This is a genomic window from Streptomyces sp. NPDC048182 (genome assembly GCF_043202555.1).
In the GTDB taxonomy this organism is placed as follows: domain Bacteria; phylum Actinomycetota; class Actinomycetes; order Streptomycetales; family Streptomycetaceae; genus Streptomyces.
Window position 1 is genome coordinate 188,975 of sequence record NZ_JBIDAQ010000005.1, and the last position, 14,926, is coordinate 203,900.

Annotated in this window: 9 protein-coding genes; 5 read left to right on the forward strand and 4 right to left on the reverse strand. The window is 71.4% G+C overall.

The genetic code is table 11. The annotated features are described in order from the left end of the window. Window positions 1-76: 76 nt before the first annotated feature. The 5 genes from ACGFZL_RS12255 (at window position 77) to ACGFZL_RS12275 (ending at window position 7,977) form a co-directional block, all read left to right on the forward strand. Entirely contained in the window at window positions 77-1,387 is a 1,311-nt protein-coding gene (locus ACGFZL_RS12255) for a hypothetical protein (protein ID WP_393690848.1), read from the forward strand. A gap of 917 nt (window positions 1,388-2,304) precedes the next feature. Continuing rightward, window positions 2,305-2,967, forward strand: a complete 663-nt coding sequence (locus tag ACGFZL_RS12260) for a response regulator transcription factor (RefSeq protein WP_143638412.1) — start codon at window positions 2,305-2,307, stop codon at window positions 2,965-2,967. Window positions 2,968-3,059: 92 nt separating this feature from the next. Continuing rightward, entirely contained in the window at window positions 3,060-4,352 is a 1,293-nt protein-coding gene (locus ACGFZL_RS12265; protein WP_393690851.1) for an HRDC domain-containing protein, read from the forward strand. 281 nt (window positions 4,353-4,633) lie between these two features. Beyond that, window positions 4,634-5,851: a thiolase family protein gene (locus ACGFZL_RS12270; protein ID WP_393690853.1), complete on the forward strand. Its 1,218-nt coding sequence runs from the start codon at window positions 4,634-4,636 to the stop codon at window positions 5,849-5,851. Beyond that, complete coding sequence (locus ACGFZL_RS12275) at window positions 5,848-7,977, forward strand: 3-hydroxyacyl-CoA dehydrogenase NAD-binding domain-containing protein (RefSeq protein WP_393690855.1); 2,130 nt, start codon at window positions 5,848-5,850, stop codon at window positions 7,975-7,977. Before ACGFZL_RS12270 ends, ACGFZL_RS12275 begins: the two co-directional genes overlap by 4 nt. 60 nt (window positions 7,978-8,037) lie before the next feature. Here ACGFZL_RS12275 and ACGFZL_RS12280 read toward each other — a convergent pair whose 3' ends face one another. The 4 genes from ACGFZL_RS12280 to ACGFZL_RS12295 are packed head-to-tail and all read right to left on the reverse strand — an operon-like array spanning window position 8,038 to window position 14,921. Beyond that, window positions 8,038-9,435, reverse strand: coding sequence for a GDSL-type esterase/lipase family protein (locus ACGFZL_RS12280; RefSeq protein WP_393690857.1), 1,398 nt, complete (start codon window positions 9,433-9,435; stop codon window positions 8,038-8,040). 14 nt (window positions 9,436-9,449) lie between these two features. Continuing rightward, complete coding sequence (locus tag ACGFZL_RS12285) at window positions 9,450-11,546, reverse strand: glycosyltransferase family 4 protein (RefSeq protein ID WP_393690859.1); 2,097 nt, start codon at window positions 11,544-11,546, stop codon at window positions 9,450-9,452. Continuing rightward, complete coding sequence (locus tag ACGFZL_RS12290) at window positions 11,543-13,303, reverse strand: stealth family protein (protein ID WP_393690861.1); 1,761 nt, start codon at window positions 13,301-13,303, stop codon at window positions 11,543-11,545. The genes ACGFZL_RS12285 and ACGFZL_RS12290 overlap by 4 nt, the downstream gene beginning before the upstream one ends. Continuing rightward, window positions 13,290-14,921 carry a sugar phosphotransferase gene (locus ACGFZL_RS12295; protein WP_393690863.1) on the reverse strand — a complete coding sequence of 544 codons (1,632 nt, stop codon included), beginning with the start codon at window positions 14,919-14,921 and terminating at the stop codon, window positions 13,290-13,292. Before ACGFZL_RS12295 ends, ACGFZL_RS12290 begins: the two co-directional genes overlap by 14 nt. Between the last annotated feature and the right edge of the window lie 5 nt (window positions 14,922-14,926).

Genomic DNA, 14,926 nt, shown 5'->3' on the forward strand with positions numbered 1-14,926 from the left:
AATTCATGTAGGCCCCCGCACCTTTCCCGGATACTGACCTTCCCTGTCATGGAACCCCGGGAAGGGATCAACGGAATTGCTGTACAGCTTCTTCGCCTCCATTGAGGCCGGCGTGACACAGCCTTGGCTTGCCATTCCCCTGAAGGTCGCCACCGTTGCCGTCATACTGCTCGGCGCACTCACAGTCGCCCGGTTCTTGGCCAGCAAATTCTGGGCGGCGGTAAGCGTGCGCGTCGAGCGGCGGATCTGGTATGCAGACGTGCTGGAATGCGCCAGCGAGCTCGGCGCTCGCGTGGGGGACCCCGGCTGGCGGAAAGAACTACCGCGTTCGCGGGCCAATCTGGGGCGAAAGAGCCCGGTCCGGCTCCTTCGCTATTTGATAGCACGTCGCCTTGTCAGACAAGTCACTGTGAAGAAGCTCGAAAGGATGACACGGAGGAGGAACGCTCTGGAGCAGCTGTCGCGGACACCGAAGAGGGTTGTCAATCTTGCTGGTCGGCGATCCGTGGTCCTCCTCGCATCGGGCGCAGTGGTGTATCGGTACGAGCACCCCGGGAGAACCAGGGCTGATTTCCAGATCATTGCAGATGAACTTCCCCGGATCGCAGAGCAGAGGACATGGGTGCCGATCCTGGTCCTGGTTGTCGGGGTCTTCGCGTTCACTCGGAGCGGGAGCTTGATCGACAGGATCAGGGCGAGGGACGAGGCGGCAAAGGATGTCAACCGCATGCTTGCCGAACTCCTTGCCAAGCTCTCCGAATTGGACGTCGCGCTGCAGGAGGTGCACGAGAACATCGACGCGTATCGTTCTGCCTACCTCGATGCTGCCTCCGGGGCGGCGGAGTCGGGGCGCGCATGGTCTCCGGGATTCGGATTCGAAAGTGATCACTACGCGCTGGGGGTAAGCCTCTACGGCAAAAAATCATTGGAAATCCTCCTTGAGAAGCCAGAATTCCAGAGACTGCAGTGCGCTCTGGACGCAGTCGCCGACCATTTGACGGACATCCGAGAAAAAGGCATCTCTTCGGTAGCCCTCAGGATCCTTTATCCCGTCTGGGAGGAGCTTTTTGACTGCAGGCTCCAATCGCACCTCTACCACTCTACGAGTCGCTACGCCGTAGGCATCAAATACTCGATGCTCGGACTAGGGTGGATGAAAGAACGCCTCGAAACCAAGGAACGCCACTTCGCACGCCTCGCGAAAAAAGATGATCGTGACGACGGCGAACTTGATGCGAGGCTCGTCGAGGAGTCGTACCATCTGGACGACCTGATCCTGCAGAGCAGGTTGGCGCACTGCAAGTTGCAAAAGATCAAAAGATTCCTGCTCAAGCGACTGCACGGCACGTCGCTGACGAAGCTGGTCAGTGCCGTCGGGCATAAGTGACCTCCGCTCCGCCGCCCCATCTTCGGGCGGTGCGGCACAGGGTGCCGAGGGCCGGCGACGGCGCGGACGACCACGCGCCTGATACGAGCCGGCGGTTTCGGTCAGCTCACCCCCGCCCGCTTCGGTGAGTTCCTGGTCGGGTGCGGGGCTGCCGCGTGGGGCGAGGCCGGACCAACGGGCTGACCGCGCCGAGCGCTGCGGACAGTGCCAGGGGTGCCGGGACCGAATACGCGAGCGCGATCGACGCCAGGGCCGTGCCGGAGACCGTCCATGCCAGGCATAGAAGGCGGGCAGCGCGAGGGCGACGGTGTGGGCGGCGATGCCGAAGCCATGGATCCCGATCGCGACTCCTGGGCGCGGTCCTGCCGCGCCACCGGGCCGCGGCGGGCCAAAGCGGTCAGCGCCCGGAGCGAGCCGAAGCGGCCCACGACCCGGCGCCCGACCGCGCCGAGCACGACGTACGGAACGGACTCGGCGATCGCCACGCCCATCGCGAACGCCCCGGACTGACCGCTCGATGGCGATTCACATTACCGCCATCGCGTACAGCCGGTCCCCGAAGATGGACAGCGGCTGTCCCACCCATAACGCGAGCGCGGGGCGGCTCCGCAGCGGCCGTACGTAGCCCGAGGTCACCACCGGTCCTGACGCGACGGTTGCGCGTCACTTTGTCGATACGGCCACATTCGGGCACGAAGCCGCCGCATTACCGTCGCGGACGGACCGGCTCCGCGCCCGTTCGGTCTTCGAATGATCGACCGCATGTCCGAATTGCTCGGATTGTTACTCACTAGATCGTGATCATCCCCTAAAGGCCGAGCGGTCCGGTGCCGAAGGTGACTGTGACCTTGAAAGCGCGCACCCCCAGCGTCACCCCCGCACCCCCACACCCCGCACCCCCCACATCAGGAGGCCTGGTGTCCGTTCTCCTCGAGCAGCCTGCAAGCCTGGTCGCCTACCGCCCGAACAAGCCGACCGCCATGGTGGTCGTGGCCGACCCCCGCGTCCGTTCCACCGTCACCCGCCACCTGTGGGCGCTCGGTGTGCGCGACGTCATCGAGGCCTCGTCCGTCGCGGAGGCTCGTCCCCGCATCGGCAACCCCCGCGACATCTGCGTCGCGGACGTCCACCTCCCCGACGGCTCCGGCCTGACCCTGCTGTCGGAGACCCGCGCCGCGGGCTGGCCCAACGGGCTCGCCCTGTCCGCCGCCGACGACATCGGCGCCGTGCGCAACGCCCTCGCGGGCGGTGTGAAGGGCTACGTCGTCACCGGCACCCGCACCAACCTCGGGCTCCCCTCCCGACCCGGCGCCGCCCCCATCGGCTCGGCCGCCGCCCGTATGCACCGCCGCCCCCCGGGTTCCCCGAGCCACCCGGGTGGCTACCGCGAGCTGTCCGGCCGGGAGGTGGAGGTGCTCAGACTCGTCGCCGAGGGCCAGTCGAACAAGGCGATCGGCGTCTCCATGGGCCTGTCCGCGCTCACCGTCAAGAGCCACCTGGCCCGCATCGCCCGCAAGCTCGGCACGGGCGACCGCGCCGGCATGGTCGCCGTGGCCCTGCGCACCGGCATCATCCACTGACCCCCCCCCCCCCCCCCCCCCCCCCCCCCCCGCCCCCGCCCCCCCCCCGGGGCGGGGGGGGGGCGCCGTCGATCCACCGATACCCTTGACACGTGACCGACGCCCACGAAACCGCAGCAGACCTCGCACCGCCTACCCCCGGGGGCGCCCCTCCGGAAGAAGCCGGACCCGCTGCCGACCGGGCGCCGATCCCCCTGCTGGAGCCGCGTGAGGGCATTCCGCCGGTGATCGCCGACGCGGAGGCCCTCGCCGAGATGACCGCCGCCTTCGCCGCCGGCACCGGGCCGGTCGCCGTCGACGCCGAGCGGGCGTCCGGCTACCGGTACGGGCAGCGCGCCTACCTGGTGCAGCTGCGCCGCGAGGGCGCCGGCAGCGCGCTGATCGACCCGGTGGCCTGCCCCGACCTGTCCGCCCTCGGCGCGGCCGTCGGCGACGCGGAGTGGGTGCTGCACGCGGCCACCCAGGACCTGCCCTGCCTCAGGGAGATAGGGATGGTCCCCACCCGGCTCTTCGACACCGAGCTGGCCGGGCGGCTCGCCGGGTTCCCCCGGGTCGGGCTCGGCGCGATGGTGGAGAACGTGCTGGGCTTCGTCCTGGAGAAGGGCCATTCGGCCGTCGACTGGTCCACCCGCCCGCTGCCCGAGCCCTGGCTGCGCTACGCCGCGCTCGACGTCGAACTGCTCGTCGACCTGCGCGACGCGCTGGAGAAGGAGCTGGACCGGCAGGGCAAGCTGGAGTGGGCCCACCAGGAGTTCGCCGCCATCGCCGCCGCGCCGCCGGCCGAGCCGCGCAAGGACCCCTGGCGCCGCACCTCCGGCATGCACAAGGTGCGCCGGCGCCGGCAGCTCGGCGTGGTGCGCGAGCTGTGGCAGACCCGGGACCGGGTGGCGCGGCGCCGGGACGTCTCCCCCGGCAAGGTGCTCGGGGACGCGGCCATCGTCGAGGCGGCCCTCGCGCTGCCGGCCGACGCGCAGGCGCTCGGTACGCTGCAGGGCTTCGGGCGGGTCAACCGGCGGCAGCTGGAGCAGTGGCAGGCGGCGGTGGACCGGGCCAGGTCCCTGCCGGAGTCGGCGCTGCCGTTGCCCGGGCAGCAGGTGGCGGGGCCGCCGCCGCCCCGGGCGTGGGCGGACAAGGACCCGGCCGCGGCGGCCCGGCTGGCCGCCGCGCGCACGGGTGTCTCCGAGCTGGCCGAGCGGCTGGGGATGCCGCAGGAGAACGTGATCACGCCGGATACGGTGCGGAGGGTTTGCTGGGAGCCGCCGCGGGCGCTGGACGCGGAGTCGGTGGGCGCGGCCCTGGCCTCTCACGGGGCGCGTCCGTGGCAGGTGGAACAGGTGACGCCGGTACTGGTGACGGCGCTGCAAGCGGGCGCGGACGTGAGCTAGGGGGCGTGGCGCAGCCCGGCGCGACGGGGTGCCTCCCCCAAGCTCTTCGAGCAGGGGGGACCCCCAGCGCCCACCCGTGCCGCCCCAGCGGCACGACTGCCCGCAGCGGCGGCGGCTGGGCGGCCGAGAACGACGCTCGACCCAGCGGCGCGCGATGTGACCTTCGCCGCTTGGGGCGAGGGGACTGGGCAGTCACGTTACCCACAAGTAGCATAGGCTGAGCGCGCGCTCAGCGTGGCGCAGCAGTGCCGTGCCATCCCGCACCCTGGAGGAGAGCCATCGTGCCTCGTACCGTCAGGGACGTCGTCTTCGTCGACGGCGTCCGCACCCCGTTCGGCAAGGCGGGCCCGAAGGGCATCTACCACGAGACCCGCGCCGACGACCTGGTCGTCAAGGCGATCCGGGAGCTGCTGCGCCGCAACCCCGGTCTCGACCCCGCCAAGATCGACGAGGTCGCCGTCGCCGCGACCACCCAGATCGGCGACCAGGGCCTGACCATCGGCCGCACCGCCGGCATCCTCGCGGGCCTGCCCACCTCGGTGCCGGGCTACTCCATCGACCGCATGTGCGCGGGCGCCCTGACCGCCGTCACCTCGGTGGCCGGCTCGGTCGCCTTCGGCGCGTACGACGTCGCCGTGGCCGGCGGTGTCGAGCACATGGGCCGCCACCCGATGGGCGAGGGCGTCGACCCGAACCCGCGGTTCGTGAGCGAGAAGCTGGTCGACGAGTCCGCCCTGTTCATGGGCATGACCGCGGAGAACCTGCACGACCGCTACCCGTCGATCACCAAGCAGCGCACCGACGAGTACGCGGTCCGCTCGCAGGAGAAGGCCGCCAAGGCGTACGCCAACGGCAAGATCCAGGCCGACCTGGTGCCGATCTCCGTGCGCCGGACGAACGAGGAGGCCGGTGAGACGGGCTGGGGCCTGGTCACCGCCGACGAGCCGATGCGCCCGGGCACCACGCTGGAGAACCTGGCCGGCCTGAAGACGCCGTTCCGCGTGCACGGCCGGGTCACCGCGGGCAACGCGGCCGGCCTGAACGACGGCGCCACCGCCTCGCTGATCGCCAGCGAGGAGTTCGCCCGCGCCAACGACCTGCCGGTCAAGATGCGCCTGGTCGCCTACTCCTTCGCGGGCGTCGAGCCCGAGGTGATGGGCTACGGCCCGATCCCGGCCACCGAGAAGGCCCTCGCGCAGGCGGGCCTGTCCATCGAGGACATCGGCCTGTTCGAGATCAACGAGGCGTTCGCCGTGCAGGTGCTCGCCTTCCTGGAGCACTACGGCATCGCCGACGACGACGCCCGCGTCAACCAGTACGGCGGCGCCATCGCCTTCGGCCACCCGCTCGCCTCCTCCGGCGTCCGGCTGATGACCCAGCTGGCCCGCCAGTTCGAGGAGCAGCCGCAGGTCCGCTACGGCCTGACCACCATGTGCGTCGGCTTCGGCATGGGCGCGACCGTCATCTGGGAGAACCCGCACTTCGAGGGGGACAAGTGAGCACCACCGCAGAGCTGCTGAAGGGTGCCGCCGAGCTGTTCCCCGGCGAGGTCGTCACCCAGGCGCACGTACGCCACTTCGACCTGCCCCTCGGCGCCGGGCGGTTCGCCCTGATCACCCTGGACAACGGGCACGACCACACCAAGCCGACCACCCTCGGCCCGCAGTCGCTGGCGAACATCGACGCCGCCCTCGACCAGGTCGAGCGGGAGGCCGCGAACGGCGAGATCGGCGGCGTCGGCGTCACCGGCAAGCCGTTCATCTTCGCCGTCGGCGCCGACCTCAAGGGCGTCGAGCTGCTGAAGCGGCACGAGGACGCGCTGGCCATCGGCAAGGGCGGCCACGACGTCCTCAAGCGCCTGGCCTCGCTCGCGGTGCCGACGTTCGCGTACTACAACGGCGCGGCGATGGGCGGCGGCGTCGAGATCGGCCTGCACTGCACCTACCGCACGGTCTCCGCGGCGCTCCCGGCCTTCTCCCTCCCCGAGGTGTTCCTCGGCCTGGTCCCCGGCTGGGGCGGCTGCACGCTGCTGCCGAACCTGATCGGCGCCGACAAGGCCGTCTCGGTGGTCATCGAGAACAGCCTCAACCAGAACAAGCAGCTCAAGGGCGGCCAGGTCTACGACCTCGGCATCGCCGACGCCCTGTTCGAGGGCGCCGACTTCCTGGAGCAGTCGCTGATCTGGACCGCGTCCGTCCTCAAGGGCGAGATCGCGGTGGAGCGCCCGGTCATCGACCGCGGCGAGGGCTGGGACGAGGCGGTCGCCCGCGGCCGGGCCATCGCCGACGGCAAGGTGCACGGCGCGGCCCCCGCCGCCTACCGGGCGCTGGACATCATCGCCGCCGCCAAGGACGGCGACGTCCAGGCCGGATTCGACGCCGAGGACCAGGCGCTGGCCGACCTCATCATGGGCGGCGAGCTGCGCTCCGGCATCTACTCCTTCAACCTGGTGCAGAAGCGCGGCAAGCGCCCCGCGGGCGCCCCGGACAAGGCGCTGGCCCGCCCGGTCACCAAGGTGGGCGTGGTCGGCGCCGGCCTGATGGCCTCGCAGCTGGCGCTGCTCTTCCTGCGCCGCCTGGAGGTGCCGGTCGTGCTGACCGACATCGACCAGGAGCGGGTCGACAAGGGCGTGGGCTATGTGCACGCCGAGATCGAGAAGCTGCTGCACAAGGGCCGCATCGACACCGACAAGGCCAACCGCCTCAAGGCGCTGGTGAGCGGCGTCCTGGACAAGGCCGAGGGCTTCGCGGACGCCGACTTCGTCATCGAGGCGGTCTTCGAGGAGATGGGCGTCAAGCAGAAGGTCTTCGCCGAGGTCGAGGCGGTGGCGCCGGCGCACGCGATCCTCGCCACCAACACCTCCTCGCTCTCCGTCTCGGAGATGGCGTCGAAGCTGAAGCACCCCGAGCGGGTCGTCGGCTTCCACTTCTTCAACCCGGTCGCGATCCTGCCGCTCCTGGAGATCGTCCGCGGCGAGCAGACCGACGAGGCCGCGCTGGCCACGGCGTTCGCCGTCGCCAAGAAGCTGAAGAAGACCGCGGTGCTGGTCAAGGACGCCCCGGCGTTCGTGGTCAACCGCATCCTGACCCGCTTCATGGGCGAGATCCAGAACGTCATCGACGAGGGCACCCCGGTCCCGGTCGCCGAGAAGGCCGTCGAGCCGCTCGGCCTGCCGATGTCGCCGCTGGTGCTCCTGGAGCTGGTCGGCCCGGCCATCGGCCTGCACGTCTCGGAGACCCTGAACCGCTCCTTCCCGGACCGCTTCACCGTCTCCCCCAACCTCAAGGCGGTCGTCGAGGCGGGCAAGCGCGGCTTCTACGTCTACGACAGCGGCAAGCCCGAGCTGGACCCCGAGGTCGCCGCGCTCCTGAAGCAGGGCGACACCGTCCTGACCGAGGAGCAGGTCCGCGCCCGCGTCCTGGACGCCGTCGCCCAGGAGATCGGCCTGATGCTGGACGAGGGCGTCGTCGCCGAGGCCCAGGACATCGACCTCTGCCTGATCACCGGCGCCGGCTGGCCCTTCCACCTGGGCGGCATCACGCCGTACCTGGACCGTGAGGGCGTGTCGCAGCGGGTGAACGGCAAGCCGTTCCTGGCACCGGGCGTGGCCTCGGTCCCGGCGTAACCCGTATGCCACGACGGGCCGCGCGGTTTCCCCGTGCGGCCCGTCCGGCGTTCCCGGGACCTACCAGTCGCCGCTGAACGGCCGGTGCTCGCACACGGCGTCGCCGCAGGCGTGACGCGAGTCCCCGAAGGAGCGGATCGGGCTGTCCTCGGGGATCCCCACGACCTGGAAGGTCGTGCCGGCCGGTCCGGACTCCGTCGCGCCGAAGAGCGCGATCACCTCCACGGTGTGCGTGCCGGGACGCCACGGGTGCGCGTGGCTGAACGACCACTCCCCGCTCTCGCCGACCCCGGTCGCCCCCACGAGCATTCCGCGTTCCATCAGCACGACCTTGGTCGTGCCGGGCTGGGCCTTGCCGGAGAACCGCGGCCGGGGTCCGGAGAACGTGCCGTCGCCGGGCGCCGTGACGACGGGCGGCGACACTTCCGTCAGCACCATGAAACGGCGCTCCAGGACCGGTGAGCAGCCGTCACCGCGCAGTCCGACGCACTGGACCACGTGCTCCCCCGACGACCAGTTGACGGAGCGCCGCCAGGTCCACCGGCCCGTTCCGCCGACCTGCGCCCCGCCGATGTACCTGCCCTGCTCGAAGAGGAGGACGTAGTTCGTGCCGGGCGACGCCTGTCCGGAGAACTTCACCATGGGACCCACCAGGCCGTCCGGCGCCGGTTTGGCCAGCGTCGGCGGCTCGCCCGTCGGCTGGGCGTAGTGCAGCGCCGACTCGGGCGACTGGATGGTGGACTCGGTGGAGAGTTCCGGGAGCGTGGGCGGCGTCATGAGCGCGGTGACGTCCACGTCCGCCTTGTCCAGGACCCCGAGGTTGCACAGTTCGGCCACGACGACGCGGGCGACCTCGTAGGCCCCCGTGTGGTTGAGGTGGGTCGAGTCGATGACCCCGTCCGGGTGCAGGGGGTGCTCGCCGGCGTCGTTCCAGCAGAAGAACCGGCGCAGGCGCGCGGGGCCCAGCTCCGCCCACATCTCCATGGTCCGGCTCGTCAGGTCGATCACGGGCGCGCCGAGTTCCGCCGCGACGTCGAGCATGGCCCGCGGGTAGGCCCCCAGGGTGTTGAGCACCTCGCCGCTGCCGGAGAAGGCGTAGCGTGCGCAGGGGGTGACCAGGACGGGTGTTCCGCCGTGGTTGTGGATGTAGCGCGCGAAGAGGCGGAGCAGTTCCTGGTACTCGGGCACCGGGACGTAGCGCGTGCCGTTGTGGATCATGTGGTCGACACAGCCGAAGCCGATGAGGACGATGTCGCCGCGGCGCATGCGGTTGAGCATCGCCGGGAAGCGCTCGGTGAAGTACTTCCGGGTGGTCATCGCGCTTCTGGCGTAGTTCGCCACAGCCACCGGCCCGGCCAGGAGATCTTCGATCTTCTGGCCCCAGCCGGCCATGGGAGCCTCTTGTTCCGTCCGGGGGGCGGGTACGGAGTCCCCCAGGACGAAGATGGTTCTGTTCATCGTCTTCCCATTCCTCAGCGGTCCACGACGTTCATGGCCATGGCTCCGGAAGCAGAGCAGTACGGCCGCACCCATACCGGGCGGGCGGGGTGCACCACGAAGTGCTCGGAGGCTTCGTCCCCGACCAACGGCACCGAGGGGTAGGCGTACGCGCCCTTGACGTCGGGGAAGTCCTCCAGCAGGTGGCAGACGCGTACCTTGTGCCGGTCATCGGGGTCCGGCTGGAACCACCAGTCCCAGTCCTCCCAGCGCTCCAGCCGCTGGTCGACGACCTCGCGGACGGGCACCTCCGCCCGGAAACCCTGGCGTCCGAGCTGCTGCGCCGGGACGGTGATGTTCCTGCCGTGCCGCCCGCGGCGGCTCACGACGAACAGCGCACCCGGGTGTATCCGGCGGTCGCCGCACAGCACGCCGTGCACGGTGACGGCGGCGGCACCGATGTCGACACCGGTGCACTCCGCGTGCTCCTCGCGCCGCACCGTGCGCAGCATCAGCCGGCCGTTGGCCTGGGCGTAGGGCAGGTTCCAGAGGATCGGGTCCGGGGACGGGCGGCGGAGTGCGCGCTCGCGTGCGTCGACGAGGGTCCGCGTGTCACGGATGCCGGCCTTCATGTGGATGGCCGCCGACCTGGGCGAGCCCATCGTCACCTGCCAGCGTCCGTCGCCCAGTTCGTCCAGGGCCGACGGTCCGAGCGCGGCGGTGTAGCGGGTGCCGCCGTTCTCCAGGTGGGTGCGCGAGGTGCGGACGGGGAAGTCCGGGCGCCGCTCGCCGTCCGAGGGCCGGTGGCGCAGGACGAACTGCCAGCGGTGCCGCCCTTCTCCGGGTCCCTCGGCGTTGAAGCGCAGCCAGCCGGCACCGTCGGTGGTCACGTCGACCGCGGCCGCGCGGAGGGTGGCCGGGGGGACGCTCGCCCGGTCCGTCGCCCTGCGCGCGGCGACGGCGGGCTCCCGGTAGCCGCGGACGGCCGCGGCCCGGCGACGGGCGGCCTCCTGGAAGAGCTCGACATAGCGGTCCGCCACGGCCGCGGGGTCGTAGCGGCTCGCGTTGCGCAGGGCGGCCTCGCCCATCTCCCGGCGCAGCGACTCGTCCCCCATGAGCCGGCGCAGCCCCCAGGCGATGCCCCGGACGTCGCCGTTGGGCACCAGGAAACCGTCCTCGCCGTCGGTGAGGATCTCGCGGGGGCCGACGGGGCAGTCCGTGGACACCACGGGCAGTCCGCAGCGCATCGCCTCCACCAGGGTCATGCCGAACGACTCGGCGCTCGAGGTGACGGCGGCTATCGAGCCCTTGGCCCACTCGGACTCGATCGGGGAGAACCCGCCCATCAGCAACACGCGGCCGTTCAGACCGAGTTCGGTCACCAGGGCACGGAGCTTCGCCGCCTCGCCGCCGTCGCCGTAGATGCGCAACTGCCAGTCGGAGAACTCCTCGGACAGGCTGCCGAAGGCGCGGACGAGCAGGTCGTAGCGCTTGATGCGGTGCATGCGGCCGGCGCTGACGACGATCTTGCGCATGCCGTCGGAGGGCTGCACGGCCGGCCGGGGGACGCTGTTGGGGATGCCGACCACAGTGAGACCGGCGATGGGCGTGTTCTCCATGAACGAGCGGGCGTCCGCCTCCGTGACGGTGGTGATCGCGTCCAGCCGCGGATAGACCCGGGCCATCTCCGCGCGCACCGGCAGGGGGATGGCGAGATGGGTCATGTGCTCCTGGGCGACCCGCAGCGCCCCCTCGCGGGTGTGGGCGGCGACGAACAGGTTGAGACTGGGCCGGGTGCCCACGACGACGTCGGCGTCGGTCTTCTTCAGTTCGCGGACGATGCGCTCGTCGGTGAACTTGCTGTACTGCGCGGAGAACTCCTCCTGCCGGGGCACCACCTCGCTCGGCTCGTCGCTGCCCGGGGCACCGCGGTCCGCCGACCCCGGGCGCAGGTCGACCAGGGCCCGGACGCCGACGCGGGAGGAGATGTCGAACTTGGGGGTGGCGGCCCGCCGGAAGACGGAGACGATCTCGACCTTGTGGTGCACGGCCAGTGCCTCGGCCAGGTTGATGACCGTCCGGTTGGTGCCGCCGATGCCGTAGATGTTGTTGATCAGGAAGGAGATCTTCACCGGGCCTCGGGTCCCTTCCGCTCGAAGGGGCTCGGCACCGGGTAGTAGGCGTCGAGGAACCTGCCGAGCATCGCCGTCTGACGCTCGGTGTCGCGGCCGTCGGACAAGGTGTCGTTGATGCAGAACGCCTGGCGGTCGCGGCGCGCCAGCAGGATGCCGAGTCTGCGCTGGATCTCGGGTCTGGCGAGGTCCAGGTAGGCGAAGCGGATGTCGGAGGGCACGGCCCGGCCGGTGAAGTAGGCGAAGTAGTGGTAGAGCGACGACGGGATGGAGATGTCGTCGGCGCTGCGGAAGCGGCTGCGCGAGGTCTGCCGGTGCGCGTCGGAGAACTCGCGCTCGATCTCGTGCAGCACACTGCGGCGCAGCGCGTAGGGCGCGTGCCGCAGCTTCTGGACGATGACCGTGCCGAAGTACTCCTGTATCAGCCGGCGGTTGTTCTTGCCGGCCGCGTCCACCGGGCGGTCCCCGCTGCTCGGATCCCAGCGCGGCACCTGGGAGGGCGAGAAGAAGGTCCGGGTCATGCCGTTGGACAGGAAGAAGTCCTGCGGGGTGACGGGACGGCCCAGGAACATGTCGTCGTTCAGGTAGAGGAAGTGCTCGGACAGGCCCTTGATGTGGTGCAGCCGGCTCTCGATGGCGTGCGAGTTGAAGGTGGGCAGCGCGTCCTGGTCGGCGAAGATCTCCGAGTGGTCCACCACCGCCAGGCGCGGATGGGTGTCGTTGAGCCAGGAGGGCCGCTGGCGGTCCGTCACCACGAAGACGTTCCGCACCCATGGGGCGTTCTGCTCCAGGGCGCGCAGCGAGTAGCGCAGCTCGTCGCGGCTGATGTACCGGGCCGCGTTGGCGGATTCGGCGTGGTACCCGCCGTCGTAGGCGCGGCGCCGTTCCTGCCAGGCGGGATCGTTGCCGTCGACCCAGGTGTAGACGACGTCGACGGGGAAGCGGACGTCCTCCGGCAGGGCGTCGGCGCACGCCTTGAGGGTGCGGACGGACCTGGTGCGCCGGGTGTGCAGGGCGGCGAAGCCGGTCAGCCTGCTGACCGGCACCGTGACCCGGGCCTCCCGCGGCGACACGTCCTCCGTGACCCGGTTGGGCCGCGGCGCCACCAGGCGGCCGTCCCGCGGCTGCCAGAACTCGATGTCGCAGCTGTACTCCAGGCCGAGCACCAGGGAACCGGTGGGGTCGCTCCACACCATGCCGATCTGGAGCACGGGCGCCTGACGCGCGATCTGCGCGCCGCCGCGCGAGCCGGCCAGCGCCACGCGGCCGTGGGGCGTCTCGCCGTGGCAGGCCCGCAGGTAGACGGGGCTGTGCGCGGCGCAGCGCGCCAGCGCGCCCGCGACGCGGTCCCGGTCCGTCTCGGCGACGGCGAGGCACGAGCGGAAGTCGGAGGTGCCCCGGATCGCGAAGTAGTCGACGCCCGCCTCCTCCAGGGCGGTCGCGACCAGCTCGAGGTTGGCCTCGCGCAGCCCGAGGGGCGACACGGTGGGCCGGACCAGAGCGATGCGGTCGCCGTGGCCGGCCGGCGCCGCGAGCCGGTCGCCCTCGCGGAAGAGGTGCGGCCAGCGGCGGCGGGCGCGCAGACCGCGCCCCAGCCGGGCGGCCGGCGAGAAGACGTGCAGCCGGCGCAGCACGCGCTTGAGCGTCATGCGCAGCCCGAGCGGCACCCGGCGGGCGACACGTCGTCTCAGGCGCGCGGGCACGAGGTTGCGGTAGGCACCGACCGCGGCGGAAGCCTCGGGGTTACCTGTGCTCACGAAGGGTGTCCAGCTCTGTGGAGGTCTGCGGGCGCTCGTGCTCGAAGACGCTGGGGACGGGGAAGTAGCGGTGCAGGAAGCGCACGACGGCGGCGGTGCCGCCGCTCGCGCCCGCCTCCTCGGTGCCGAGACCGAAGAACTGCAGCTGCTGGAGGTCGCGGCGGACGAGCAGGCGCTCGAGGCGGACACCGATGCCGGGCAGGGCCGCGTGCAGTGCCGCCGTCGCCTCGGACGAGGGGTCGGCGAGACCGGCGGCGAAACCGAAGTGGTGCACCATCCCGTCCATCGGGTGCGTACCGGGAACGGCGGACAGGAACTGGCCGTCGGCGAGCGGCAGCGTACGCGCACCGCTGCGCGCGAGGCGGGCGACGGTGTCGGCCCGGTAGGGCTGGGGGCCCGACGCGTACCCGTGACCGGCCATACGCCCGGTGGTGCGGTGCGCGGCACGGACCCACTCGGCGAAGGACTCCTGGGCGTTCCACGGGCCGCGCCGTGGACGGGACCCACCGCTGGGGGCGAAGTAGTCGAAGGGGCGGACCGGCCGGCCGATCAGGGCCCCGGGACGCAGCAGCAAGAAGTGTCCCGCCACGTCGGGCAGCTGGTCCAGGTGCCATTCCGCACCCGGCCGCGCCCGGACGACGCTGAGCCGTTCGTCCGCCCTGAGCCAGGCCGGCGGCTCGGCCTCGGCCACGACGTGTACGACGTCGATCCAGGGGGCGTACTGGTGCAGGGAACGCAGCGCGGCCCGCAACAGCTCCTCGCCCCACGGCGTGGGGTGGCGCCACAGCAGCACCGCGTCCACCGGGAAGGCGATCTCCTCCAGCCGGGTGACGTCGAAGTCCTCCAGCGTGACGGTGGGTTCCAGGTCGCCGTCGATGTCGCAGTAGCCGGACAGCCGGCCGAGCCCGATCTCGATGCCGGGGGCCTCGGCGGGCACGGCGCGCTGCACCCGGTTGGGGCGCGGACCGATCAGCCGCTCGTACGGCAGGGCGGAGTCGGCGGACCAGAACTCGATCTCGACGCCCTGGTCCTCACCGACCCAGAGCTGCTCCGTGGGGTCGGTCCGCAGCCAGGTGAGGCGGATCACCTTGGCCTTGCCGTAGTTCTTCCATGCCTTGACATGGCTGCCCGGGATCTCCCGGGTGTCACCGGCTGCCGGGGAGACCGAGACGACGTAGCCGGTGTGCTCCTCCAGGAGCGCGCGCAGCACCCGCCGCACCGTGCCCTTCTCCCGCTGCTCCACGGCGATGCAGAGCCGTCGGTCGTCCAGGGCGGGGACCGCGAACCAGGGGACCTCGGCCGCGTCGAGCGCCTGGGTCACCAGGTCGAGGTCGAGCCGGCGGGCGAGATCGACGGTGAGACCGGTGTGCACGTGCCCGATCCGGCCGTCGGGTGCCTCGGTGCGGCGTTCGGACCGGCCGAGCCCCGCCCGCCGCACCCGGCGCAGCGCGCGGCGGTGCAGGCGCGCCTCGCGCCGGCTCAGGGTGCGGGCGAGCCCGCCCTTGACCTTGCGCCGGACACCGGCGGGCACCGTGGTCGCCGCGGCCGAGCGCACGGGCTGGGGGACCCAGCGCCGGTAGACGTGGCCCGCGGAGCTCATCGACGTCGGACTGGACACGTCAT